The organism is Streptomyces sp. NBC_01549 (assembly GCF_026339955.1).
Lineage (GTDB): Bacteria > Actinomycetota > Actinomycetes > Streptomycetales > Streptomycetaceae > Streptomyces.
On the sequence record NZ_JAPEPW010000001.1, the window covers coordinates 2406997 to 2432350 of the forward strand.

The following is a 25354-nucleotide window of genomic DNA, read 5'->3' on the forward strand; positions in this document are numbered from 1 at the left end:
CGGATGGCAGAGCAGACCCACGTCCTGTTCGTCGAGGACGACGACGTCATCCGCGAGGCCACGCAGCTCGCTCTCGAGCGCGACGGCTTCGCGGTGACGGCCATGCCCGACGGACTGTCGGGCCTGGAGGCCTTCCGCGCCGACCGTCCCGACATCGCCCTGCTGGACGTGATGGTCCCCGGACTCGACGGCGTCTCGCTGTGCCGCCGCATCCGTGACGAGTCCACGGTCCCCGTGATCATGCTGTCCGCGCGCGCCGACTCGATCGACGTCGTGCTCGGCCTGGAGGCGGGCGCCGACGACTACGTGACCAAGCCCTTCGACGGGGCCGTGCTGGTCGCCCGGATCCGCGCCGTGCTGCGCCGTTTCGGACACGCGAGCGGTCCGAACGGAGCCCCCGAAGAGGCCTCGTCCGTCGACGGCGGGGTGCTCTCCTTCGGCGACCTGGAGATCGACACCGAGGGCATGGAGGTGCTCAAGGGCGGTGCGCCGGTGGCCCTGACGCCCACCGAGATGCGGCTGCTGCTGGAGTTCTCCTCCGCGCCGGGTACGGTGCTGAGCCGCGACAAGCTGCTCGAACGCGTGTGGGACTACGGCTGGGGCGGGGACACGCGCGTCGTCGACGTCCACGTACAGCGGCTGCGGACGAAGATCGGCCAGGACCGGATCGAGACGGTCCGCGGCTTCGGCTACAAGTTGAAGGCCTGAGCAGGGTATGCGGGGGATATTTCAGCGCCGGACTCCGGCGGGCGGCGGCCCGACCGGCCGGAACGGACTGGCCGACGGACGTGGCGGGCGCGACGGACGCGACGGACGCGACGGACGCGACGAGCGCAGGGCGGCCAATGGGTATGGCTCCAGCAAGGGGAACGGGCCGGTCAACGGGAGCGGGCCGGTCAACGGGAGCGGGTCGGCCGGGTGGAACACACCTGCCGGCCGGGGTACACCCGTCGGCCGGCGCGCATCCGTCGACCGCGGCACACCTATGAGCATGCGCATGGCGGCCGCCGCCGGGAACTCCGGCATCCGCACGGGCATCCGGTGGAAGCTCAGCGCGGCGATCGCCATGGTCGGCGCGCTGGTCGCGGTCGCGCTCAGCCTCGTCGTGCACAACTCGGCGCGCGTCTCGATGCTCGACAACTCGCGCGACCTGGCGGACGAGCGCATCACGGTCGCCGAGCGCATGTACGAGTCCGGGCGGACCCAGGCCTTCGGGGTCAAGGTCGACGACCCGACCATCCCGAAGGACCTGCTGGCGAAGGTCATGGAGGGCCGGCGCGCCACCTACGTGGCCGACCGTCCGAACGGGGTTCCGGACATCTGGGCGGCCCTCCCCCTCAAGGACGGCCGTGTCCTCTCCCTCCACACCGGTTTCACGGACCGCAACACCGACGTCATGAAGGACCTCGACCAGGCGCTGATCATCGGCTCGATCGCGGTCGTCTTCGGCGGCAGCGCGCTCGGCGTGCTGATCGGCGGCCAGCTCTCACGGCGGCTGCGCAAGGCCGCCGCGGCGGCGAACCAGGTCGCCAAGGGCGAGACCGACGTTCGGGTACGGGAGGCGATCGGCGGGGTCGTGCGCGACGAGACCGACGACCTCGCGCGCGCGGTGGACGCCATGGCGGACGCGCTCCAGCAGCGCATCGAGGCCGAGCGCCGGGTGACCGCCGACATCGCCCACGAACTGCGCACGCCGGTGACCGGGTTGCTGACGGCGGCGGAGCTCCTTCCCCCCGGCCGCCCCACGGAACTCGTCCGCGACCGCGCCCAGGCCATGCGGACCCTCGTCGAGGACGTCCTCGAAGTCGCGCGACTGGACGGCGCCTCCGAGCGGGCCGAGCTGCAGGAGATCCTGCTCGGCGAGTTCGTGTCGCGGCGCGTGGCCGCCAAGGACTCCGACATCGACGTACGCGTGATCCACGAGTCGGAGGTCATGACGGATCCGCGCCGCCTGGAGCGCGTGTTGTTCAACCTGCTGGCAAATGCGGCACGGCACGGCAAGCCGCCGATCGAGGTCTCGGTCGAGGGCCGGGTCATCCGGGTCCGCGACCACGGTCCCGGCTTCCCCGAGGAACTTCTCGCCGAGGGCCCCAGCCGCTTCCGCACCGGCAGCAGCGACCGCTCGGGCCACGGTCACGGCCTCGGCCTCACCATCGCGGCCGGCCAGGCCCGGGTGCTCGGCGCGCGGCTGACCTTCCGTAACGTCCGGCCCGCGGGAGCCCCGGAGGGCGTGCCCGCGGAGGGCGCGGTCGCGGTGCTGTGGCTGCCGGAGCACGCGCCGACGAACACCGGCAGCTACCCGATACTGCCGACCTGATCGGCCGGGCTCAGCCCTGCCCCCGTGCGGCCCTGCCCCTGCGGGGCTGCGCCCCCGGCCCGTACAGGAGAAGACCCCCGGGGCGGACACTCCGGGGGTCTTCGGATCAGGCAGGGGTGGATCGGGCTAGGTCGGTGATGTCAGACGGTCTCGGCGACCGTCGGCTTCGGCGTCGAGTCGTTCACCGCACCCTCGGCCTCGTCCGCCGCCGGCGCCCCCGCTCCCCGCAGCGGGACCTCCTTCACGAACACCGCGGCCACCAGCGCGCCCAGCGACACCACCGCGCCCAGCAGGAACGCGGAGTGCGTACCGGAGGACACCGCGTACTGGTAGGCCTCCCGTGCCGCGGCCGGCAGCTTGGCCAGGCTGGCCGCGTCCAGCTGCGCCGACTGCTCGGTGACCTTGGACCCCAGCACCCCGGCCCGCTCGGCCATCACGTCCTGGACCCGGTGGTTGAACAGCGCACCCATGATCGCGACACCGAAGGACGATCCGAGCGTACGGAAGAGGGTGGTGGACGAGGACGCGACGCCCATGTCCTTCATCTCGACGCTGTTCTGCGCGACCAGCATGGTGATCTGCATCAGGCAGCCCATACCGAGGCCGAGCACCGCCATGTACAGCCCGGAGGTGAACCGGGTCGTGCCGGTGTCCATCTGGGAGAGCAGGAACAGGCCGACCGCCATGAGGACGCCGCCGACGATCGGGAAGGCCTTGTAGCGCCCGGTGCCGGTGGTGACCCGACCGGCGACCATCGAGGTCACCAGCATCGCGCCGAGCATCGGCAGCAGGAGCAGCCCGGAGTTGGTCGCGGACGCGCCCTGCACGGACTGCTGGTAGAGCGGCAGGAAGAGCGTGGCGCCGAACATCACGAAACCGGTGATGAAGCCGATGATCGACATCAGCGTGAAGTTGCGGCTGCGGAAGATGTGCAGCGGCATGATCGGCGCGGCGGCCTTGGTCTGCACGAAGACGAAGCCGACCAGTGCGGCGACACCGATGCCGATGAGCTCCATGATCCTGGCCGAGCCCCAGGCGTACTCGCTGCCGCCCCAGGTGGTGACCAGCACGATGGACGAGATGCCGAGGGCCAGCAGTCCGGCACCGAGGTAGTCGATCTTCGCCTTGAGGCGCTTCTTCGGCAGGTGCAGTACGGCGCTGATGGCGAGGAGCGCGACGATGCCCAGCGGCAGGTTGATGTAGAAGGACCAGCGCCAGCCCCAGTGGTCGGTGATGGTGCCGCCGATGAGCGGTCCGCCGATCATGGCGAGGGCCATGATGCCGGCCATCATGCCCTGGTACTTGCCGCGCTCCCGCGGCGGAATCAGGTCACCGATGATCGCCATGACGCCGACCATCAGACCGCCGGCGCCCAGACCCTGAACGGCACGGAAGCCGATCAGCTGACCCATGTCCTGGGCCATACCGCTGAGCGCAGAGCCGACCAGGAAGATCACGATCGAGGTCATGAAGGCGCCCTTGCGCCCGTACATGTCGCCGAGCTTGCCCCAGATGGGGGTGGAGGCGGCGGTCGCGAGGGTGTACGCGGTGACGACCCATGACAGGTGCTCGAGGCCGCCCAGCTCGCCCACGATCGTCGGCATCGCCGTGCCCACGATCATGTTGTCGAGCATCGCCAGCATCATCGTGATCATGAGCGCGAGCAGTACGACGCGTACGCTGCGCGGCTGTTTCTCGGTCTCTATGACCGCTTCCTTGTTGTCCGCCACGGTTCCACTCCCCTGGGTACTTACTTGCCGCCCGGCAAGTTGACTACACTGAGGGAAGTTAGACCGGTAACTAGCCGGGCGTCAAGTAAGTTTTCCTGGATTTGCCAGTCGGACGACACGTAACGTTTCGAGGAGTGCGAGGAGTACAGAGATGGGCGGCGACACCATGGACGGCACCAAGCGACAGCGGCGCGGGGACACCCGCCAGCGCATCCAGGACGTCGCCCTCGAACTCTTCTCCGAGCACGGCTACGAGAAGACCTCGCTGCGCGAGATCGCCGAGCACCTCGACGTCACGAAGGCGGCGCTCTACTACCACTTCAAGACCAAGGAAGACATCCTCATCAGTCTCTTCCAGGACCTGTCCCGGCCCATGGACGAGCTGATCGAGTGGGCGCGGCAGCAGCCTCGCACGCTGGAGACGAAGCAGGAGATCCTGCGCCGCTACAGCAACGCGCTCGCCGACGCGGCCCCGCTCTTCCGCTTCATGCAGGAGAACCAGGCGGCCGTCCGCGAGCTGCGCACGGGCGAGGACTTCAAGGACCGCATGATCCGGATGGTCGGCCTGCTCAAGGAGCCGGACGCCGATCTGACGGACCAGGTGCGCTGCATCAGCGCGCTGTTCTCGATGCACGCCGGGATGTTCCTGCTCAAGGACGTCGAAGGCGACCCCGAGGAGAAGCGCAAGGCTGTCCTGGAGGTCGCGATCGACTTGGTGACGCAGGCGCACGGCGGCGCGACCGTCACCCCTGAGGCGTCTTAGACGGTCACACCCTGGGCGCGCAGGAAGACGACCGGGTTGACCGCGGAACCGTAGTTCGGGGTCGTACGGATCTCGAAGTGCAGGTGCGGGCCGGTGGAGTTGCCGGTGCTGCCGGAGAGCGCGATGTGCTGGCCGGTCCCGACGACCTGCCCGATCCGCACGTCTATCCGGGACAGGTGGGCGTACTGCGAGTAGGTCCCGTTGCCGTGCTTGATGACGATGGCGTTGCCGTACGCGGGACCGTCACCGGCGCCGTTGCCGCCGGCCTTGACGACGGTGCCGCCGTGAGCGGCGACGACCTCGGTACCGGTGGGCACGGCGAAGTCCTGCCCGGAGTGGTTGTGCTGCCACAGGTTGCCGGCCTGGTTGAAGCCCGCGGAAAGCGTGTACTTCTTCACCGGGTCGACCCAGGAGGCGGCCGTCTTGGCGGCGGCCGTCTTCACGGCGGCCTGCGGGGCCGCCTCGGTGGCGGCGGCCGCGACCCCGGCACCCAGTACGGCCGTGGCGCCCACGCCGACGGCCAGGACGGCCGCCCTGGAGCGGAGCAGGGACATACGGGAGTGGCGGGACGTGACGCGCTTCGACATCGGGAACCTCATGGGGACGGGGACGGGAGTCAGGTCCACCCGTGGACAGGTCGTCGCCGGGTGGGCCATCCCTTGGTAACCCGACTCCCGCCAGACCTACAAAATGCCCATCTACGACGCCAGGTCGTAGTTCACCCTAAAATTTCCACCTTCTTGACAGACGCCCCACCCCGTATCGAATGCGCCCGATTTTTCGCAGTAAAGACGTTTAACCCCACTTACAGGCGTTGCGTTCCGGCGAAGTACGGCCCTCACGGCACCCCACACCCCACCCCCGCACACCCCATGGGGGTTCCGCACCATTACGTCCGTTTTGCCCCCTCGGCGCCTTCCACTACCCGACCTAGTAACGGACAAATCGCCTGTGTGTCATGTCACCGCCCGGGGGTGCCCCAAGGCTTCGTTCGGCCTCCGGCGCGACCCCTTCGTCGCTTCCCTCCGACGTGATCCGCCGGACAGGCTCTAGGCTGAGCGGAGCAGCCGTCACCGTGCCGTCCGGGGGAGCGACATGGAACCAGCAGCCATAGGTGCCAAGTTGGCCTCGAGCGTGGTCACGCCGCTCGTCAAGAAGCTGTTCGTGGCGGACGGGCCGGGCGCCGGGCTGGTCGAGAAGCCGGTGCGGATCTCCGGATTCGTCTCCTTCAGGGGAGAGAAACGGACCGTCGGGGAGAAGGAGCTGACCAAGCTCGCCGCCGAGCTGGTCGCGCGGGCCCTGCGCACCGGGGAACGTCCGCTGGCCGCCGACGAGGAGCAGGCCGTCGTCCACGCCCTCGCCGACACGCTGCACGCCCTCGGCGACCTCGCCATGACCGACGTACAGGCCGTGGAACTCGGTCACGAGGCGCTCGCCCTGCGGCTGCGCGCCGCGAGCGGCAACCCCGAGCGCGATCTCTCCTTCGACGCCACCCTGCTCTACGAGCGGATCCTGAGCGCGGCCTGTCTGCACATCCTGCACTTCTTCACCCAGCGCTCGGCCTTCGTGGCCCGCACGCTGGTCGAGCAGAGCCGGAAGCAGAGTGAACTCATCGCCAAGGTGGACGCTCTGATCGCGCGGACACCGCCGACCGGCGGCACGGATCCCGCGTTCGAACAGCGGTACCTCGCATACCTCGCAACCAAGCACAGCCGGCTCACCATCTACGGCATCGACCTCGTCAACTCCCCCGAGCGCTGGCCCCTCGACGCCGCCTACCTCAGTCTGCGGGCCGTGCGGGCCGCCGAGGACGCGGAGGCCACCGGCCCGGACGGAACGCACATCGCGGCAGCCGGAAGCACCCTCCCCGCCGAAGCGGCCCTCTCCGAACAGGACCTGGTGCTGCTGCGCGGAGTGGCGGGGTCCGGCAAGACCACCCTCGTACAGTGGCTGGCCGTGACCGCGGCCCGGGGCGAGCGCGGCGACCGGATCCCGTTCGTCCTGCCTCTGCGCACCCTCGTCCGCCGCCCCGACGGGCTCCCGGCGCCCGACGCATTCCTCGCCGCCGCCCGCGTCCCCTTCCACGCCACCCAGCCCGACGGCTGGAGCGACCGTGTCCTCGGCGCCGGACGCGGGCTGCTCCTCGTCGACGGCATCGACGAGATCCCCGAACGCGACCGCGAGCGGACCCGCCGCTGGCTGCGCGAGCTGCTCGACGTCTATCCCGGCAACCAGTGGCTGGTGACCTCCCGCCCCTCGGCCGTCCGCGACGACTGGCTCACCCCGGACGGCTTCACCGAGCTCGCACTCACCCCGATGAGCCGCGACGACGTCACCGCCTTCATCCGCCGCTGGCACACGGCGGCCCGGCTGGACGCCCCGGACACCGACCGCCTCGACGGCTACGAACACTCCCTCCTCACCGCCGTGGGGACCAAGCCCGACCTCGGCCGGCTCGCCACCAACCCGCTGATGTGCGGGCTGATCTGCGCGCTGCACCGCGACCGACGGGGCTATCTGCCGCACGGCCGCCAGGAGCTGTACGACGCCGCCCTGTCCATGCTGCTGTCGCGCCGCGACGAGGAGCGGGACATGTTCGCACCCGACCGTCCGGGCGGCATCCACCTCACGGAACTCCCGCAGATCCAGCTCCTCCAGCGCCTCGCCTACTGGCTCATCCGCAACAACCAGTCCGAGATGGACCGCGACCGCGCCGAACGCATCGTCGCCGACGTCCTGCCCTCCCTCCCGTCCGCCGCCGCGCAGGGCGACGCCCAGGCGATCCTGCGCCACCTCCTCGTGCGCAGCGGCCTGCTCCGCGAACCCACCCTCGGCGCCGTCGAGTTCGTCCACCGCACCTTCCAGGACTACCTGGGCGCGCGGGCGGCGGTGGAGGACGGCGACTTCGGGCTGCTGGTGCGAGGCGCCTTCGACTCCCAGTGGTCGGACGTGATCCGGATGGCGGTCGCCCACGCCCGCCCCCGCGAACGGGCCACCCTGCTGGCCGACTTGACCAGGTCCGCCGAGGAGACGTCCGGAACGGCGGGCACGCGTGTACGACTTCTCGCCCTGGCCGCGCTGGAACACGCCACGGAACTCGACCCCCACGTCCGCGCGTCCGTGGAGCGGAACGCCGCCTCGCTCATCCCGCCCCGTACGACCGAGGAGGCCCGCACCCTCGCCGACGCGGGCCCGCTCGTCCTGGAGCTGCTGCCCGGGCCTGAAGGGCTCACCGACGACGAGGCCAGGGCCGTGGTCATCACCGCGTCACTCGTCGGCACGGACGCGGCACTTCCGGTCCTGTCCCGCTTCCGGTCGCATCCGTCGCTGCTCGTACGGGCCCAACTCGCCTGGACCGCCCACCGGTTCGACACCCGGCGCTACACGGCCGACGTCATCGCCCATCTGCCACCGGCCGACCTGTACTTCTGCGCGCACACCGCCGACCAGCTGCGCGCCCTGCGCGACCTCGGCGGCCGTCCCATGCTCCAGGTCGTCGGGGACATCGACGCGGGCGACATACGCGAGGGGCTGCTGCCGGACCAGCTGCGCGAACTCGTCGTACGCGACAACCGGATCCTGCGCGATCTGGCCTTCCTATCGGGCCAGGGGCGGCTCGCGCATCTGGACATCAGCGGCAACAACCCGAACGTCGACGACCTCACCCCGCTCGCCGAACTGCCCTTGAAATGGCTTTCGGTGGATACCCTGCCAGGACTCGAGAAACCGGGTGCCCTGGCGCCGCTCTCCGCCTCCCGCACGCTACGGATGCTCGACATCGGCTTTCCGCTGCACAGTGACTCCCTCGACGCCGCTCTCCCCCAAGACCTGCCGCTGACGTATCTGCGGTTCACCAGGAACGCTCTGCGGCACACGGGATTGCGCGGCCTGAGTCATATGCGCTCGCTGAAGCAGCTGAGTCTGGCCACACTCCCCGAAAACCTCACCCCCGAGGACTTCGAGGAGATCACCCGGCTTCCCGCTCTACAAGAACTTCGGGTGAACTGGAATGCCGTCGGGTGGAGCGCGGGTCCGGTACTGCCGAACGTGACGAGACTGCGGCTCAACAAGTTCACAGGAAACGAAGACCTCTCAAATGTCCCGGCCCTCTTTCCCGGTCTGCGCAGGGTCACGTTCCATCTCGCCCCGGACGTGACCGACGTACCGGAACATCTCCTGGCGTCGCTCCCGGACACCGCGGCCGTCACCATCGAGAAAACGGACAGCGTGGTGTGAAAAAAAGGGGCTGCCCCGGGACCGAGGTCCCGGGGCAGCCCCTTCGTTCAGGCGAGCGCCGAGCGCTACGCCTCCTTGCTCAGGTTGGGTCCTGCCCCACCCGCGGCCTGCTCGATCGGCGGGACGTCGGGCAGTGCCGACTTCTCCTCACCGCGGAAGGTGAAGGTCTTGGTGTCGCCCTCGCCCTCCGTGTCGACGACCACGATGTGACCGGGGCGCAGCTCGCCGAAGAGGATCTTCTCCGAGAGCGTGTCCTCGATCTCGCGCTGGATCGTGCGACGCAGCGGCCGCGCGCCCAGGACGGGGTCGTAACCCTTCTTGGACAGCAGTTCCTTGGCGGACTGGGAGAGCTCGATGCCCATGTCCCGGTCCTTGAGGCGCTCGTCCACCTTGCCGACCATCAGGTCGACGATCTTGAGGATGTCCTCCTGCGTCAGCTGCGGGAAGACGACCACGTCGTCGACGCGGTTGAGGAACTCGGGGCGGAAGTGCTGCTTGAGCTCGTCCGAGACCTTGTTCTTCATGCGCTCATAGTTCGACTTCGTGTCACCCGTGGCCGCGAAGCCCAGGTTGAAGCCCTTCGAGATGTCCCTCGTGCCGAGGTTGGTCGTCATGATGATGACCGTGTTCTTGAAGTCCACGACCCGGCCCTGGGAGTCGGTCAGACGACCGTCCTCCAGGATCTGCAGCAGCGAGTTGAAGATGTCCGGGTGGGCCTTCTCGACCTCGTCGAAGAGGACGACGGAGAACGGCTTGCGGCGGACCTTCTCGGTCAGCTGACCGCCCTCTTCGTAGCCCACGTATCCGGGCGGGGAACCGAAGAGACGCGAGACCGTGTGCTTCTCGCTGAACTCCGACATGTCGAGGGAGATCAGCGCGTCCTCGTCACCGAAGAGGAACTCGGCGAGGGCCTTGGACAGCTCGGTCTTACCGACGCCGGACGGGCCCGCGAAGATGAACGAACCACCCGGACGCTTCGGGTCCTTCAGACCGGCCCGCGTACGACGGATCGCCTTCGAGAGCGCCTTGACGGCGTCCTTCTGGCCGATGACCCGCTTGTGGAGCTCGTCCTCCATGCGCAGCAGACGCGAGGACTCCTCCTCGGTCAGCTTGAAGACGGGGATGCCGGTCGCGGTCGCGAGGACCTCGGCGATCAGCTCGCCGTCGACCTCGGCGACGACGTCCATGTCGCCGGCCTTCCACTCCTTCTCGCGCTTGGCCTTCGCCGCCAGCAGCTGCTTCTCCTTGTCGCGGAGAGAGGCCGCCTTCTCGAAGTCCTGGGAGTCGATGGCCGACTCCTTGTCGCGGCGGACGCCCGCGATCTTCTCGTCGAACTCGCGGAGGTCCGGCGGCGCGGTCATCCGGCGGATGCGCATCCGGGAACCGGCCTCGTCGATCAGGTCGATCGCCTTGTCCGGCAGGAAGCGGTCCGAGATGTACCGGTCGGCCAGGGTCGCGGCCTGGACCAGTGCCTCGTCCGTGATGGAGACGCGGTGGTGTGCCTCGTAACGGTCGCGCAGGCCCTTGAGGATCTCGATCGTGTGGGGGAGGGAAGGCTCCGCCACCTGGATCGGCTGGAAGCGGCGCTCGAGGGCCGCGTCCTTCTCGAGGTGCTTGCGGTACTCGTCCAGAGTCGTCGCACCGATGGTCTGGAGCTCACCGCGGGCCAGCATCGGCTTCAGGATCGACGCCGCGTCGATGGCGCCCTCGGCGGCACCCGCACCCACGAGCGTGTGCAGCTCGTCGATGAACAGGATGATGTCGCCGCGGGTGCGGATCTCCTTGAGGACCTTCTTCAGACGCTCCTCGAAGTCACCGCGGTAGCGGGAACCGGCGACCAGCGCGCCCAGGTCGAGGGTGTAGAGGTGCTTGTCCTTGAGGGTCTCGGGCACCTCGCCCTTGACGATGGCCTGCGCCAGGCCCTCGACGACGGCGGTCTTGCCGACGCCGGGCTCGCCGATGAGGACCGGGTTGTTCTTGGTCCGGCGGGACAGCACCTGCATGACCCGCTCGATCTCCTTCTCGCGCCCGATGACCGGGTCGAGCTTGGACTCACGAGCGGCCTGGGTGAGGTTCCGGCCGAACTGATCGAGGACCAGGGACGTGGAGGGGGTGCCCTCGGCAGGACCGCCTGCGGTGGCGGTCTCCTTGCCCTGGTAGCCGGAGAGCAGCTGGATGACCTGCTGCCGCACCCGGTTGAGGTCTGCGCCCAGCTTGACCAGGACCTGGGCGGCGACGCCCTCGCCCTCTCGGATCAGGCCGAGCAGGATGTGCTCCGTGCCGATGTAGTTGTGGCCCAGCTGAAGGGCCTCGCGGAGCGACAGCTCCAGGACCTTCTTGGCACGGGGGGTGAAGGGGATGTGCCCGGACGGGGCCTGCTGCCCCTGCCCGATGATCTCCTCCACCTGCTGGCGGACCGCCTCGAGCGAAATCCCGAGGCTCTCCAGGGCCTTAGCGGCGACACCCTCACCCTCGTGGATCAGGCCCAGGAGGATGTGCTCGGTGCCGATGTAGTTGTGGTTGAGCATCCGGGCTTCTTCCTGAGCCAGGACGACAACCCGCCGCGCGCGGTCGGTGAACCTCTCGAACATCGTTAATCGCTCCTCAGAGCGGTCAGGCAGTAAGGGGACGCTCCCCTCCCTGTCCTTCCGCAGCTTAGTCCCGCAAGCGGGGACCGCTCATTCCAACTGCCGACACCGTCCTTGGCCTCCTGACCCCGAACGCCGACATCTGCTCCAACCTGATGGTGCGAGACGATGTTCCCGCAGGCCAGGCAGATACCCTCACCAGCTGTACGCCGATGGCGAACGTGAGATGCCTGAGCCATGCGTGTCGCCCCTCCCACTAGGGATGTCTTACCCGTACGCACTGACACTCCATGCCGCGCGCACCGGTTCCCTCCGCTATGGGCGAACACCCTTGCGCCACCGATCGCCCTCACGAGCCCCTTGTTCCGATACTCTGCGCACATAATGAAACACCCAGCGTAACTCTGGAGCCCTTCCGACGGTTGCTCCTGACATGCTTCCCACTGTCCCCCTCCCTCGCCGCCCGCTCCACCCGAGCGACTCGGTGCGGCAGTGGTATGAGAACGAACTCGGCTGGGCGACAGTGCCCGGTTCACCGTTACGACTGGCCTCCGGCCTGCGCTTCGACGTCCTGGACATCCCTGCGGAGGCGGGCGTCAAGGCCCTGCGACACCTGGGTCCGGCCTCTCCGGTGGCACTGCACGGGAGCCGATCGGCACCGCGTGAGGATCCGGCGGCCCGGCGCGAGGATCCGGCGGCCCGGCGCGAGGATCCGGCGGCTCGGCGGGGAAAGTGGCCGGCTCGGTGCGGGGCGCGGATGTGGCTGCTGGTGGCCGCGGGAAGCGCGGAGGAACTGCCGGGGCTGCTCGACTGGCTGGAGTGGGGCGCTCTCGCGCTCGATCTCACGGCGATCGGCGCGGGCGGGAGCATCGAGGCTCCGCTGCCGCCGGGGGTGCCCGAGGGGCCACTCACCGCGGACGACGCCGGGGCCGGGGCGGATGGGCCCGGCGGGTCCGGTCCACAGGGGGCCGCCGTCTGGTTGCGGCCCCCCGAGCCGGGCTGCGAGGTGGAACCCTCGCTGCCGACTCTGTCGGCCGTGGGGGGCGATGGGGGCGCCCCCGATCTCGTACGCGTCGTAGACACGGTGGCGACGCAATGCCACCGGGTCCGGCTTCGACGCGCGTGCGCCCAGCCGTCGGCCTACTCGTAGACCTCGGCTGGGCCATGGGCCTCGACTCAGCCGTTGGCCTTCTCGTAGGCCTCGCGAATGGAAGCCGGAACGCGGCCACGGTCGTTGACCTCGTAACCGTTCTCCTTCGCCCACGCGCGGATCTGTGCGGTGTCCTGGCTGCCGCCGGAAGCGACACGCGCCTTTCCACGCCCCCCCGAAGCGCGGCCTCCGGTACGACGACCACCCTTCACGTAGGCCTCGAGAAGGCCACGGAGCTTGTCCGCATTGGCGGTCGTGAGATCGATTTCGTACGTCTTGCCGTCCAGCGCGAACGTCACGGTCTCGTCCGCCTCGCCACCGTCGAGGTCGTCGACAAGAAGGACCTGAACCTTCTGTGCCACCGGATTTCCTTTCATCGATAACTTGAGGGTCGAGGACCTGCGGCGTCTGCCGCTGTTTCACGTCCCCTGTTATATGCAGTACTGCAGTACGTCGGAAAGCAAACCGCTTTTGCCGGAAAAACACAAACCCCTGGGTGAGACTCGGGATCCGCTGGAAGACCGGAAACGTACGCGTTTCGGACATAGGGAACGCGGGCAAGGCGGTCGGACGGAATAGTCGCCGGCGATCACAGATGCAGAAGCATCCGGCTGTTGCCCAAGGTGTTCGGTTTCACTCGTTCGAGACCGAGGAACTCCGCCACGCCCTCGTCATAGGAACGTAGCAGCTCGGCGTAGACATCCCTGTCGACGGGCGTCTCGCCGATCTCCACGAAGCCGTGCTTCGCGAAGAAGTCGACTTCGAAGGTCAGACAGAAAACCCGGCGAACGCCGAGCCAGCGGGCGGTCTGCAGCAACTTCTCCAGCAACTGATGACCGACGCCGACGCCCTTGACCACGGGGTTCACCGCGAGAGTGCGGACTTCCGCGAGGTCTTCCCACATGACGTGCAGCGCACCGCAGCCGACCACCTCGGCGTTGTCGTCGCGTTCCGCGACCCAGAACTCCTGGATGTCCTCGTAAAGCGTCACCGTCGCTTTGTCGAGCAGGATGCCACGGCGGACGTTCGCGTCGAGGAGGCGGCGCACGGCCGGGACATCACTGGTCCTGGCCCGCCGGACGGTGACGGCTTTCGCGGTGCCTTCGGGACGCGGTGCTGGATGCTCTGCTGGCATGTCCGGACGCTATCGCCCGGTGCCGCCCGGGTCCGAGTCGGGGTTCTCACCCGACTCCTTACCCGGCGTCTCACCCGACGCCTCATCAGGCTTCTCGTCAGGCCTCTCGACGGACTTCTCGAGGGGCTTCTCGAGGGGCTTCTCGAGGGGCTTCTCGAGGGGCTTCTCGAGGGGCTTCTCGACACGCTTCTCGTCGGCGACGTCCGGGGTTACACGTGTTTCGCCGCCATCCGCGCCTTGTTCGGGGCCTTCTTCAGGCCCTTGCGCGATCCGTACGGCATCCCGCAGCGCGCGCCGCTGTTCCTCGCTCATCATGCCGAAGAAGGCGACGAGAGCGGCGGCGGGGTTGTCGCTCTGGGACCACGCGTCGTTCATCAGTGCGGCCGCGTAGGCGGCACGCGTGGAGACCGCCTCATATCGATAGGCCCGGCCTTCCGCCTCCCGGCGCACCCAGCCCTTCTGATGGAGATTGTCCAAAACGGTCATCACCGTGGTGTACGCGATGGACCGCTCCTGTTGAAGGTCTTCCAGGACTTCTCGAACGGTCACCGGGCGGTTCCACTTCCACACCCGCGTCATGACCGCGTCTTCGAGTTCTCCCAATGGGCGAGGCACAGTTCAGAACAATAGTGGGAGATCGGCGACAAAAAGGGCGTACGACTCGAAAAACGTATGAGAACGCATGAGTCGTACGCCGATGAGCACCCCCGACCGGGACGCGGGCCGCGTCGGTCGGGAGGTCAGGCCTTGATGTCGGGGGAGGCCTGGCGGGCGCTCTCCGCGCGCGCGAGCGCGGCGTCGACGACCGCGTCCTCCTTCGACTTGTTGGCCCCGCCCTGGGTCTTCACGATCGTCACGATCAACCCGATGAAGAACACGGCCATCACTACAGGGGGCACCAGCGCGGAGACGTAGTCCATGCCCCCAGAGTAGCTAGCCCGCGGCGAGCTGCTGCGGCGGGTTCGCCGGTGGCGGCGCCGGCTTTCGCTTCGGCGGGAAGACCTCGCCCGGGGTTGGGATCGGACGGTCCGGACGCGGGCTCCTGGCCGGGGACTGCGGCCGCGGCTCGGTGGCGGGACTGCCCGCGGGCTTCTTCGCGGGTTCCTCCGCGGCCGAGGTCCCGGCCAGGCCCCCGGGGAGAGCCGTCAGGCGGGTACGGGACGCCGGGACCGTGGGCGTGGGGCCGTGGCCCGCGGGGCGGGTACGGACGTCCTGCTCGGCGTGGGTGCGGCAGCGGTCCAGGAGGGCGGCGGCAGTGGGGTTGCCGCGCAGCGCCCGCAGCGCGGCGAGGTCGTCGGGGTTGGGACGGTAGCCCGAGCCGAGGGCCTCCTCCAGGAGGACGAGGTAGCCGGCGGCGGTACCGGGCAGGGCGGCCCGGTAGCGGGCGAGGTCGGCCAGCAGGAAGGCCCTGAGCCTGGCTCCCTCGCGGGTCGCCTCGTCGACGGACTCGGCGAGACGGAGGCAGTCCTGGACGTCTTCGGCCGAGGCGGGGGTGGGGTGGAGGGCGAGGGCGAGAGCGCGACGGAGCACAAGCAGCTCCTGCGCTCCGAACGCCATGCCGCCGCGGGATCCGTAGGGCGTGGGCATGCGGCGACGATACGCGCTAATCAGACAAAATCCGCATAGCGCCTGCGCGTGTCCCTCCGGGGGTCGGCGGGTGGTCGACCGCGGGCCGGTGGACCACCCGCCGACCCCCGACGGAGCTCCGCCCCGAACCCCGATCCACCCGATCCACCCGATCCCTTCGCCTGCGGGGCGGTGGGGTTGCTCAGGCAGTTCCCCGCGTCCCTGGCGGGGGGTCAGGTACGGGACACGTTGCGTTCGTAGACCAGGCGCAGCCCGATCAGCGTGAGCCACGGCTCGTGTTCGTCGATGACGGAGGACTCGCCGAGAACCATCGGAGCCAGGCCACCCGTGGCGATGACGGTGACGTCGTCGGGATCCTCGGTGAGCTCGCGGACCATCCGGTTGACGACCCCGTCCACCTGGCCCGCGAACCCGTAGATGATGCCGGACTGCATCGCCTCGACGGTGTTCTTGCCGATGACCGCCCGCGGCCGGGCCAGCTCGATCTTGCGCAGCTGTGCCCCCCGCACCCCGAGCGCCTCGACGGAGATCTCGATGCCGGGCGCGATGACACCGCCCGTGTACTCCCCGCGCGCGGAGACCGCGTCGAAGGTGGTCGCCGTACCGAAGTCGACGACGATGGCCGGTCCCCCGTAGAGCTCGACGGCCGCCACCGCGTTGATGATGCGGTCGGCGCCCACCTCCTTGGGGTTGTCCATCAGGATCGGTACGCCGGTCTTGATGCCGGGTTCCACCAGCACAGCGGGGACATCGCCGTAGTAGCGGCGGGTCACCTCGCGCAGCTCGTGCAGGACGGACGGGACTGTCGAGCAGATCGCGATGCCGTCGATGCCGTCGCCCAGTTCCTCGCCGAGCAGCGGATGCATGCCCATCAGGCCCTGGAGGAGCACGGCGAGCTCGTCGGCCGTGCGGCGGGCGTCCGTGGAGATGCGCCAGTGCTCGACGATCTCCTCGCCGTCGAAGAGACCGAGGACGGTGTGCGTGTTGCCGACATCGATGGTGAGCAGCATGAGTCCTACTCCGCCTCGTCCGTCGAGGTCCGGTCCGTCGACGCCTCGCGCAGGTCCAGGCCGATGTCCAGGATCGGCGAGGAGTGGGTCAGCGCGCCCACTGCAAGGAAGTCGACGCCGGTCTTCGCGTACACCCCGGCGCCCGCGAGGGTGAGCCGCCCCGAGGCCTCGAGAAGGGCCCGGCCCTCCACGATGGCCACCGCCTCCTCGCACTCGACGGGCGTGAAGTTGTCGAGAAGGATCAAGTCGGCCCCCGCGTCCACGACCTCGCGCAGCTGGTGCAGCGTGTCGACCTCGACCTCGATCGGCACCTCCGGGAAGGCCTCGCGGACGGCCTCGAAGGCCTGGGCGACGCCTCCGGCGGCGACCACGTGGTTGTCCTTGACCAGTGCCGCGTCCGACAACGACATGCGGTGGTTGACGCCGCCGCCCATGCGCACGGCGAACTTCTCCAGGGCGCGCAGGCCCGGCGTCGTCTTGCGGGTGTCGCGCACGCGGGTGTCCGTGCCCTCCAGGGCGTCCGCCCACGCGCGCGTGGTGGTCGCGATGCCGGAAAGCCGGCACAGCAGGTTCAGCGCGCTGCGCTCGGCGGTGAGGAGGTCGCGGGTACGGGTGGTGACGCTGAGGAGCTTCTGGCCCGCCTCGACCCGGTCGCCGTCCTCGACGTGCCGCTCCACCTCGAACTCGTCGGTGCAGACCACGGAGATGACCGCCTCGGCCACCCGCAGGCCCGCGACGACTCCCGCGTCACGGGCCACGAAGTCGGCGGTGGAGACGGCGTCCTCGGGGATGGTCGCGACGGTCGTCACGTCCACGCCGTGGTCGAGGTCCTCCTGGATGGCGACGTTCGCGATGTCCTCGACCTCCAGGGGGTCGAGCCCGGCGTCGGCGAGGAGCTGGGCGAGCGCGGGGTCGAGGCCGCACTCCATGTACGCGTCGTCGTCCGCTTCGGCGCCGCAGCCGCAGCCGTCGCCGCAGCCGCCGCTCTGGACGAGGGGAAGGTCGGGGGTGCTCACTGCTGTCACTGCTCCTGAAGGCGCTGGGGCACGGGGGTCCCCCCGGGTCGGGGGGAGCCGGGGGTTTCCGGGAGGGTCGGGGGGAAGTCTGCGGTGTCCGTGGTGTGTACGGTCAACGTGCGGTCCGGATTCAGCCGTACGACGATGTGGCGGCGCCAGTCTGCGTCGTCGCGGTCGGCGTGGTCCTCGCGCCAGTGGCAGCCACGAGTCTCCTCGCGCAGGCGCGCGGCCGCGACCAGGACCCGGGCCACGCACAGGAGGTTGGTGGCCTCCCAGGTGTCGACTCCGGGCTCGGAGGTCTTGCCGTTCTCGTCGAGGGCGTCACGGGCGTCGGCGTGGAGCTGCTGGAGCCGGCCGGTGGCGGTCTCGAGGGATTCGACGGAGCGCAGCACACCGGCTCCCTCCGTCATGATCCGCTGGATCGCGAACCGGGCCTCGGGGGCGAGCAGAGGGTGCGCGGGCTTCTCGGGGTGCGGGACCGGGACGGGCACACGCGCGTGGAGGCCGTCTTCCGAGCGGCTGCGCGCGATGTCGGCGGCGATGCGCTCGGCGTAGACGAGGCCTTCCAGGAGGGAGTTGGAGGCGAGCCGGTTGGCGCCGTGGACGCCGGTGCAGGCGACTTCGCCGCATGCGTAGAGGCCGGGCACCGTGGTGCGGCCGCGGGCGTCCGTACGGACGCCTCCGGAGGCGTAGTGGGCGGCCGGGGCGACCGGGACGGGCTCGGTGACCGGGTCGATGCCGTGGGCACGGCAGGCGGCGAGGATGGTCGGGAAGCGGTGCTCCCACATGTCGGCGCCGAAGTGCCGGGCGTCGAGGTACATGTGCTCGGCGTCCTGTTCCTGCATGCGCCGCATGATGCCCTTGGCGACGATGTCCCGGGGCGCCAGTTCGGCCAGCTCGTGCTGGCCGACCATGAAGCGCACGCCGTCCGCGTCGACCAGGTGGGCGCCCTCGCCGCGTACCGCCTCCGACACCAGCGGCTGCTGGCCCTCGGCATCCGGGCCGAGGAACAGCACGGTCGGGTGGAACTGGACGAATTCGAGGTCGCTGACCTCGGCGCCGGCGCGCAGGGCGAGTGCCACCCCGTCGCCGGTGGAGACCGACGGGTTGGTGGTCGCGGAGAAGACCTGGCCCATGCCGCCGGTGGCGAGGACCACGGCGGGGGCGTGGACGGCCCCCACGCCGTCGTGCTGGCCCTCTCCCATGACGTGGAGGGTCACACCCGCGGTGCGGCCGTCGGAGTCCGTGAGGAGGTCCAGGACGAGCGCGTTCTCGACCGTGCGCAGGCCACGCGCGCGTACCGCCTCGACGAGTGCCCGGGAGATCTCGGCGCCGGTCGCGTCGCCGCCGGCGTGCGCGATGCGACGGCGGTGGTGACCGCCCTCGCGGGTGAGTGCCAGCTCGCCTTCGGTGGACTCGTCGAAGTGGGCGCCGGTCTCGATCAGGCGGCGTACGGCGTCGGGGCCCTCGGTGACGAGGATGCGTACGGCGTCCTCGTCACACAGGCCCGCGCCCGCCACCAGGGTGTCGTCGAGGTGCTGCTCGGGGGTGTCGCCGTCGCCGAGGGCCGCGGCGATGCCGCCCTGTGCCCAGCGCGTGGAGCCGTCGTCGAGGCGGGCCTTGGTGACGACGACGGTCTTCAGGCCCGCCGCCTCGCAGCGCAGCGCCGCGGTGAGGCCCGCGACGCCGGAGCCGACGACCACCACGTCCGCGGTGAGCGCCCAGCCGGGGGCGGGCGCGTGCAGTCGTATGCCGGTTTCCGTGGGTGTACCTGTACCTGTGCCTGTGCCGGTCACGAGGCGGCTCCGAAGGTGAGGGGGAGGTTGTCGATCAGGCGGGTCGTCCCGACCCGGGCGGCGACGGCGAGGACCGCCTCGCCGGTGAAGTCGTCCTCGATCTCGGTGAAGTCGGACGGGTCGACCAGCGCCAGATAGTCCAGGGCCAGTGGCGGCTGGAGGCGGGCGGCCTCGTCCAGGACGAGGCGGGCGGCGGCGCGGACGGCGAAGGGGCCGCCGGGTACGGCCTTGGCGACGGCGTGCGCGTCGGCGGCGGCGCGGGATTCGCCGATCGCGCTGAGCGCCTCGGCACGCGCGCGTGTGGCGGGCACTTCGCGGGCCCGGGCGCGCAGGGCCTCCTGGGCGGCGTGCCGGTCGCGGCCCGCGAAGAGGGCCTGGGAGAGGGCGAGCGCGGTGCGCCGCTCCTCGGGCGAGAGGTAGCGGTTGCGGCTGGAGAGGGCGAGCCCGTCCTCCTCGCGCACGGTGGACACGCCGACGATCTCCACGCCGAAGTTCAGGTCGCGCACCATCCGTCGGATCAGGGCGAGCTGCTGGGCGTCCTTCTGCCCGAAGAGCGCCGCGTCGGGCCGGGTGAGATGCAGCAGCTTGGCGACGACGGTGAGCATGCCGTCGAAGTGGCCCGGGCGCACGGCGCCCTCCAGGCGCGCACCCATGGGGCCCGCGGAGAGGCGGACCTGGGGCTCGCCGCCGGGGTAGACCTCGTCCACGGAGGGGGCGAACACGGCGTCCGCGCCCGCCTCCTCGGCGATCTTGAGGTCGGCGTCGAGGGTGCGCGGGTAGCGGTCGAGGTCCTCGCCCGCGCCGAACTGGAGCGGGTTCACGAAGACCGTGACGACGACTTCGCCCTCGGGTCCGGCGATCTCGCGGGCGGCGCGGATCAGCGTGGCGTGGCCCTCGTGCAGGGCGCCCATGGTCATCACGACGGCCCTGCGGCCGCGGCGTACACGCGCGTGCAGCTCGTCGGCGGTGCGCAGCAGGGTGGTGGTCATCGGTCGCTCCCGTCGTCGGGCAGGGTCGCGCCGTCGGCGAGTACCCCGAGGAGGTCCTCGGCGAGTTCCGGCTTCAGCAGTCCGTGGGCCAGCGCCCGGTCGGCGGTCGCGCGGGCCATCGCGAGATAGCCGGCGACGGTTCCCGGGGCGTGCTTGCGCAGTTCGGCCACGTGCGCGGCGACCGTGCCCGCGTCCCCGCGCGCGACGGGCCCGGTGAGGGCGGCGTCGCCCGACCTGAGGGCGTTGTCGAGGGCGGCGCCGAGCAGCGGGCCGAGCATCCGGTCGGGGGCCTCCACGCCGGCGGTGCGCAGCAGTTCCATGGACTCGGCGACCAGGGTCACCAGGTGGTTGGCGCCGAGCGCGAGAGCCGCGTGGTACAGCGGGCGGGACTCCTCCGCGATCCACTCGGGCTCGCCGCCCATCTCGATGACCAGGGCCTCGGCGGCCAGGCGCAGCTGTTCGGGCGCGGTGACCCCGAAGGAGCATCCGGCGAGCCGCTGCACGTCCACCGGGGTGCCGGTGAACGTCATGGCGGGGTGCAGCGCGAGCGGCAGGGCGCCCGCCCTGAGCGCCGGGTCGAGCACTCGCGCGCCGTACCGCCCGGAGGTGTGCACCAGCAGCTGTCCGGGCCGGATGGCGCCCGTCTCGGCGAGCCCCTCGACGAGCCCGGGCAGGGCGTCGTCCGGGACGGTCAGCAGGACCAGGTCGGAGCGCTCCATGACCTGCGCCGGGGAGAGCAGCGGCACGTCGGGCAGGAGCAGCGCGGCGCGCCGCCTGGAGGCGTCGGACACCCCGGAGACGGCCACCGGACGGTGCCCGGCGAGCTGGAGGGCCGCGGCGAGGGCGGGGCCGACGCGGCCCGCGCCGACAACGCCGACGGTGAGCCGCGCGGGGCGGTCCTTGGGGTCTGGCTGGGGGAATGTACTCACTCGACGGCGGCCTTCCGTTCCAGTCCGCTCGGGGTACCGGACGATTTCTCGTCATGTTAACGCGATTGGTTCGAGCGCCGTTTTCGTTGTCCACAGGCTGTGGGTTTCCGCAGGTCGCGGGGGGTGGGGAAATCGGGGTGCCGAGGCGGGGCGGCGCGCGGCATCATCCGGGGATGAGCGATACGGCGGAAGCGACGGCGGGGCAGGACCCGGAGACGGCGGGCCAGGACCCGGAGAGTGCGGGCCAGGACCCGCACGACGCGGCCGAGCGGCTGCGGGAGCGGCGGGGTGCCGCGCTGCGGGCGGCCCGGCGCCTGCTGTGGCGGCCCAGCCACCTGCACACGGTGCGGACACGGCTGGCCTGGCTGAACAACGGCGCCGAAGGCGTGTACGACCTCGACCGCCCCGTCGACCTGTACGGCGACCAGATCGTCGAGACCCTGGAGGAGCGGGTCGCGGGCCTGCTCGGCAAGGAGGCGGCCGCCTTCTTCCCCACCGGCACCATGGCCCAGCAGGTCGCCCTGCGCTGCTGGGCGGGCCGCACCGGGAACCCGACCGTCGCGCTTCATGCGCTCGGCCACCCCGAGGTCCATGAACGGCATGCGTTCAGCCAGGTCAGCGGCCTGCGCCCGGTGCGGGTGACCGACGAGCCCCGGCTTCCCACCGCCGAGGAGGTACGGGATTTCGAGGAACCCTTCGGGGCGCTGCTGCTCGAACTGCCTCTCAGGGACGCCGGTTTTGTGCTGCCCTCCTGGGAGGAGCTGTCCCGGGTCGTGGAGGCCGCCCGGGACCGTGACGCGGTGGTCCACTTCGACGGCGCCCGCCTGTGGGAGTGCACGACGCACTTCGGCCGCCCTCTGGACGAGATCGCGGGCCTCGCGGACAGCGTGTACGTGTCGTTCTACAAGTCGCTCGAAGGCTTCGGCGGGGCGGCGATCGCGGGCCCGAAGACGCTGATCGACGAGGCGAAGACCTGGCGGCACCGGTACGGCGGCATGATCCTCCAGCAGTTCCCCACCGTCCTCGCCGCGCTCATCGGCCTGGAGCGGGAGCTGCCCCGCCTGCCGGAGTACGTGGCCCACGCGCGCGTGGTCGCCGCCGCTCTGCGCGAGGGGTTCGCGGAGGCCAAGGTCCCCTGGGCGCGCGTCCACCCGGAGGAGCCACACACCCATCAGTTCCAGGTCTGGCTGCCGTACGACCCCGACGTTCTCACGGACGCGGCCCTGCGGCAGACCGAGGAGACGAAGACCTCGCTCTTCTCCCAGAGCTGGATGCGGGGCGGTCCGGGGCTCGCGCTCACCGAGGTCACGGTGGCGGCGCCCGGCCTGGAGTGGACGGCGGAGGACGTACGGGCGGCCGTCCGGGAGTTCGTGGAGCGACTGCCCGGCTGACCCCGCGCGAAGACCGGCGACGGGCTGTGATCCCGGATCGCGACCGTCTTGCGCGGCCGCCGCCCCGATTGACGGTCGCCGTCAATCGGCGGCGGCGTTGTCGGTGGCGGGGTGCACCATGAGGTCATGAGCGTGCGCATCGACGTCACCGGGCTGCGGCAGGAGCGGATCTCCGTCGTGCCGTCGCCCCTGGCCGAGCTCTGCATGGCGCTGCACGCGCTGTCCGAGCCGGGTCACCACCCCGGGCTGCAGGGCTGGGCGACCGGCGTGACAGCCCGGCTCGACTCGCATCTCGCGGACCGGATGTGCGAGGCCGACTTCCTGTGGCGGACGACGTTCTCGGACCTGTTCCTGCCGTACGCGGGGATTCCCGGCGGGACCACGCTCCCGGGCGCCACGCTCGCCGAGGAGCTGGACCTGCTGGACAAGCTGACCGACGAGCAGTTCGTGGACGCCGCCCTGGAGTTCACCTGCGCGCTTCCGTACGCGGCGCCGGGCCGGGACACGCTCTCCGACCCCGAGTTGCAGCGGCGCGCCCTGGAGCTGGCCGCCGCGCGCGGACCCCAGCAGGTGCGGTTCAGCAAGCGGCTGCTGGACGATCCGCCGCAGATCCGGGCATGGCTGCGGCAGTTCCTGGAGGACTGCGACGAGGCCTTCTTCGCCGAGACCTGGTCCCGGCTGCGCCACCAGCTCGCGGCGGACGCCCGCCACAAGACGGACCTCCTGCGGCACAAGGGCCTGGCCGAGGCCGTGGCCTCGGTGTCCCCGGCGATGACGCTCGACGAGACCGGCCGGACGATCACGGTCGACAAGCTGGGCCAGGGCCAGACGGCCACCGGGGAGGGCGGGCTCCTCCTCGTGCCGACCAGTCTCGGCTGGCCGCACCTGATGGTGCTGCACCGCTACGGCTGGCAGCCGGTGCTGCACTACCCGGTCGGTTCCCCGGAGCTCGCTGCACCGTTCTCGCTGGAGCAGCTGACCCTGCGGATGACAGCCCTGTCCCATCCGGTCCGGATGCGGATCTGCCGCAGTCTGGCCCGCAGCGCGTTCACGACGGGTGAGCTGGCGCAGGTGAACGGGATGACGGCCCCGGAGATATCCCGGCACCTGGGCGTGCTCAAGAAGGCGGGCCTGATCACCACGAGGCGCCGCGGGCGGTACGTGCTGCACCAGCTGGACGTCAGTGTCGTGGCCCGGCTGGGCAGCGACTTCCTGGAGGGCATCCTGCGCTGAGCCCGGCAGCACCACGCCGAACCCGACGCCCCCGTTGTCCGGCGCCGCGGAGGATCAGTCGAACCGGATGTGCTTGGCGCCGGTCCACGCCCGCCGCAGCCGCCCCCGCACCACCCCGTCCGTGTTCGGCCTCAGCGTCAGCCCCGCGAGCACGGCGATCCGGTCGGCCGTCTTGGCGACCGTCGTGTGATCGGTCCACAGGTGCTCCGCGAACTCCGGCTCGCGCAGCCGCTCCAGGCAGTCGTCGAGCTGCCGCACGGCCCAGCTCTCGCGCCGCAGCGGGGCGTCCTTCCCCGCGACGTACTGAAGGAGGTGTCCGAAGCCGCGCTCGCGCAGCCGCTTCAGCACGGTCTCGCGCTCGGCGAGGAGCGCGAAGTGCCGTACGTCGTGGCCCAGTTCGGTCAGTCGCCCGACCGTCTCCTCGAAATAGCGGGCGTTGGTGACCGTCATGGGGGCGATGACCACGCCGTCGTGTTTGCCGAGGGCGAGGTCGAGCACCTCGACCACCCCCTGCCGCCAGGACGCCAAGTCCTGGAAGTTCCCGCGCAGTTCGGGCGGCAGCATGCGGCGCAGACCGAAACCGACGTCTTCCGGGTCGCAGACGACGCTGCCCGGCAGCCGTCGCTGGATCTCGTGTGCGGTCTGTGTCTTTCCGCCCCCGAAAGGGCCGTTGATCCACAGGAGCATGCGCAGACCTTAGTGGACCCCGGTCACGCCGCGGTCACGCAACCGACCATCAGCGTTGCCCGCCCGCCCGTACGAGCCCCGTCTCGTAGGCGAGGACCACCACCTGCACCCGGTCCCGCAGCCCCAGCTTGGTCAGGATGCGCCCCACGTGCGTCTTCACAGTGGCCTCGGACAGCACGAGCCGGGCCGCGATCTCGCCGTTCGACAGGCCCTGCGCGACCAGCATCATCACCTCGCGCTCACGGTCGGTGAGCCGCTCCAGCTCCTTGTGCTGAGGCTCCTTGCCGGCGTTGGGCAGCATCGGCGCGAAGCGGTCGAGCAGGCGCCGGGTGGTGGAGGGCGCGACCACCGCGTCACCGCTGTGCACGGAGCGGATGGCGGCGAGCAGCTCGCCGGGCGGCACGTCTTTGAGCATGAAGCCGGAGGCGCCCGCCTTCAGCCCGGAGAAGGCGTACTCGTCGAGGTCGAAGGTGGTGAGGATCAGCACCTTCGGAGGGTTGGGATCCGAGCAGATGCGTCGGGTGGTCTCCACACCGTCCAGCTTCGGCATGCGGACGTCCATCAGCACCACGTCGACCGCCGTCGACCGCAGGACCTGGAGGGCCTCGACGCCGTCGCCCGCCTCGGCCACGACCTCCATGTCCGGCTGGGCATCGAGCACCATCCGGAAGCCGGTGCGCAGCAGCACCTGGTCGTCGACGAGCATCACGCGGATCGCCATCGGGGTCTCTTCCCTCTCCATCAGCGGTCAAAAGGCTTTAGAACAACGGTTAAAAGGCTTTGGAAATGGCCAAAAG

The 25354-nt window shown here is 70.3% G+C and carries 22 protein-coding genes; 7 read left to right on the forward strand and 15 right to left on the reverse strand.

The genetic code is table 11. From position 1 onward, the window contains the following. Positions 1-3 precede the first annotated feature (3 nt). Positions 4-708, forward strand: coding sequence for a two-component system response regulator CseB (gene cseB / locus OG819_RS10515; RefSeq protein ID WP_266584572.1), 705 nt, complete (start codon positions 4-6; stop codon positions 706-708). 277 nt (positions 709-985) lie between these two features. Then, a complete protein-coding gene (gene cseC / locus OG819_RS10520; RefSeq protein WP_266649063.1) occupies positions 986-2317 on the forward strand; it encodes a two-component system sensor histidine kinase CseC in 1332 nt (443 codons plus the stop codon). 140 nt (positions 2318-2457) lie between these two features. Here cseC and OG819_RS10525 read toward each other — a convergent pair whose 3' ends face one another. After that, entirely contained in the window at positions 2458-4047 is a 1590-nt protein-coding gene (locus OG819_RS10525; RefSeq protein WP_266584570.1) for an MDR family MFS transporter, read from the reverse strand. A 151-nt stretch (positions 4048-4198) separates the two neighbouring features. Between OG819_RS10525 and OG819_RS10530 the strand changes: the two genes are divergently transcribed. Beyond that, positions 4199-4810, forward strand: coding sequence for a TetR/AcrR family transcriptional regulator (locus OG819_RS10530; protein WP_266649065.1), 612 nt, complete (start codon positions 4199-4201; stop codon positions 4808-4810). Here OG819_RS10530 and OG819_RS10535 read toward each other — a convergent pair. Continuing rightward, a complete protein-coding gene (locus OG819_RS10535) occupies positions 4807-5397 on the reverse strand; it encodes a M23 family metallopeptidase (RefSeq protein ID WP_266437806.1) in 591 nt (196 codons plus the stop codon). The two genes, OG819_RS10530 and OG819_RS10535, sit on opposite strands and share 4 nt — an antisense overlap. A 508-nt stretch (positions 5398-5905) precedes the next feature. Here OG819_RS10535 and OG819_RS10540 point away from each other — a divergent pair. Further along, positions 5906-9046 carry an NACHT domain-containing protein gene (locus OG819_RS10540; RefSeq protein WP_266649067.1) on the forward strand — a complete coding sequence of 1047 codons (3141 nt, stop codon included), beginning with the start codon at positions 5906-5908 and terminating at the stop codon, positions 9044-9046. A gap of 65 nt (positions 9047-9111) precedes the next feature. Here OG819_RS10540 and OG819_RS10545 read toward each other — a convergent pair whose 3' ends face one another. After that, complete coding sequence (locus OG819_RS10545) at positions 9112-11637, reverse strand: ATP-dependent Clp protease ATP-binding subunit (protein ID WP_054237510.1); 2526 nt, start codon at positions 11635-11637, stop codon at positions 9112-9114. Positions 11638-12067: 430 nt separating this feature from the next. On the opposite strand from OG819_RS10545, the gene OG819_RS10550 reads away from it, so the two are divergent. Further along, entirely contained in the window at positions 12068-12784 is a 717-nt protein-coding gene (locus OG819_RS10550) for an SCO3374 family protein (protein WP_266649069.1), read from the forward strand. Between the two features lie 26 nt (positions 12785-12810). On the opposite strand, the gene OG819_RS10555 is transcribed toward OG819_RS10550, so the two are convergent. The 10 genes from OG819_RS10555 to OG819_RS10600 form a co-directional block, all read right to left on the reverse strand. Next, positions 12811-13146, reverse strand: a complete 336-nt coding sequence (locus tag OG819_RS10555) for an Lsr2 family protein (protein ID WP_266584564.1) — start codon at positions 13144-13146, stop codon at positions 12811-12813. 227 nt (positions 13147-13373) lie between these two features. Beyond that, positions 13374-13919: an amino-acid N-acetyltransferase gene (locus OG819_RS10560; RefSeq protein ID WP_266627235.1), complete on the reverse strand. Its 546-nt coding sequence runs from the start codon at positions 13917-13919 to the stop codon at positions 13374-13376. A gap of 9 nt (positions 13920-13928) precedes the next feature. Then, complete coding sequence (locus tag OG819_RS10565; protein WP_266649071.1) at positions 13929-14534, reverse strand: BlaI/MecI/CopY family transcriptional regulator; 606 nt, start codon at positions 14532-14534, stop codon at positions 13929-13931. Positions 14535-14659: 125 nt separating this feature from the next. Next, a complete protein-coding gene (locus OG819_RS10570) occupies positions 14660-14839 on the reverse strand; it encodes a hypothetical protein (RefSeq protein ID WP_095853288.1) in 180 nt (59 codons plus the stop codon). A 13-nt stretch (positions 14840-14852) separates the two neighbouring features. Then, positions 14853-15476, reverse strand: a complete 624-nt coding sequence (locus OG819_RS10575; RefSeq protein ID WP_266652652.1) for a hypothetical protein — start codon at positions 15474-15476, stop codon at positions 14853-14855. A 242-nt stretch (positions 15477-15718) separates the two neighbouring features. Further along, the gene (locus OG819_RS10580; RefSeq protein WP_266437827.1) at positions 15719-16516 is read right to left on the reverse strand and encodes a type III pantothenate kinase; all 798 of its coding nucleotides are present in this window, start codon (positions 16514-16516) and stop codon (positions 15719-15721) included. 5 nt (positions 16517-16521) lie between these two features. Further along, positions 16522-17532: a carboxylating nicotinate-nucleotide diphosphorylase gene (gene nadC / locus OG819_RS10585; RefSeq protein WP_266627233.1), complete on the reverse strand. Its 1011-nt coding sequence runs from the start codon at positions 17530-17532 to the stop codon at positions 16522-16524. 5 nt (positions 17533-17537) lie between these two features. Further along, positions 17538-19328: an L-aspartate oxidase gene (locus tag OG819_RS10590; RefSeq protein WP_266649072.1), complete on the reverse strand. Its 1791-nt coding sequence runs from the start codon at positions 19326-19328 to the stop codon at positions 17538-17540. Further along, entirely contained in the window at positions 19325-20317 is a 993-nt protein-coding gene (panC, locus tag OG819_RS10595) for a pantoate--beta-alanine ligase (protein ID WP_266649077.1), read from the reverse strand. Before panC ends, OG819_RS10590 begins: the two co-directional genes overlap by 4 nt. After that, positions 20314-21246, reverse strand: a complete 933-nt coding sequence (locus OG819_RS10600) for a Rossmann-like and DUF2520 domain-containing protein (RefSeq protein ID WP_266627215.1) — start codon at positions 21244-21246, stop codon at positions 20314-20316. The genes panC and OG819_RS10600 overlap by 4 nt, the downstream gene beginning before the upstream one ends. 173 nt (positions 21247-21419) lie before the next feature. Here OG819_RS10600 and OG819_RS10605 point away from each other — a divergent pair, with 173 nt between their 5' ends. Together OG819_RS10605 and OG819_RS10610 are read left to right on the forward strand one after the other, a co-directional pair. Beyond that, positions 21420-22637 (forward strand): beta-eliminating lyase-related protein, encoded by a 1218-nt coding sequence (locus tag OG819_RS10605; protein WP_266649078.1) that lies wholly within the window; start codon positions 21420-21422, stop codon positions 22635-22637. Between the two features lie 126 nt (positions 22638-22763). Further along, positions 22764-23870, forward strand: a complete 1107-nt coding sequence (locus OG819_RS10610; protein ID WP_266649080.1) for a DUF5937 family protein — start codon at positions 22764-22766, stop codon at positions 23868-23870. A gap of 54 nt (positions 23871-23924) precedes the next feature. Here the strand turns inward: OG819_RS10610 and OG819_RS10615 are convergent, their stop codons facing one another. Both OG819_RS10615 and OG819_RS10620 read right to left on the reverse strand, forming a co-directional pair. Then, complete coding sequence (locus tag OG819_RS10615) at positions 23925-24557, reverse strand: AAA family ATPase (protein WP_266649082.1); 633 nt, start codon at positions 24555-24557, stop codon at positions 23925-23927. A 49-nt stretch (positions 24558-24606) separates the two neighbouring features. Beyond that, positions 24607-25278 carry a response regulator transcription factor gene (locus OG819_RS10620; protein WP_266437847.1) on the reverse strand — a complete coding sequence of 224 codons (672 nt, stop codon included), beginning with the start codon at positions 25276-25278 and terminating at the stop codon, positions 24607-24609. Between the last annotated feature and the right edge of the window lie 76 nt (positions 25279-25354).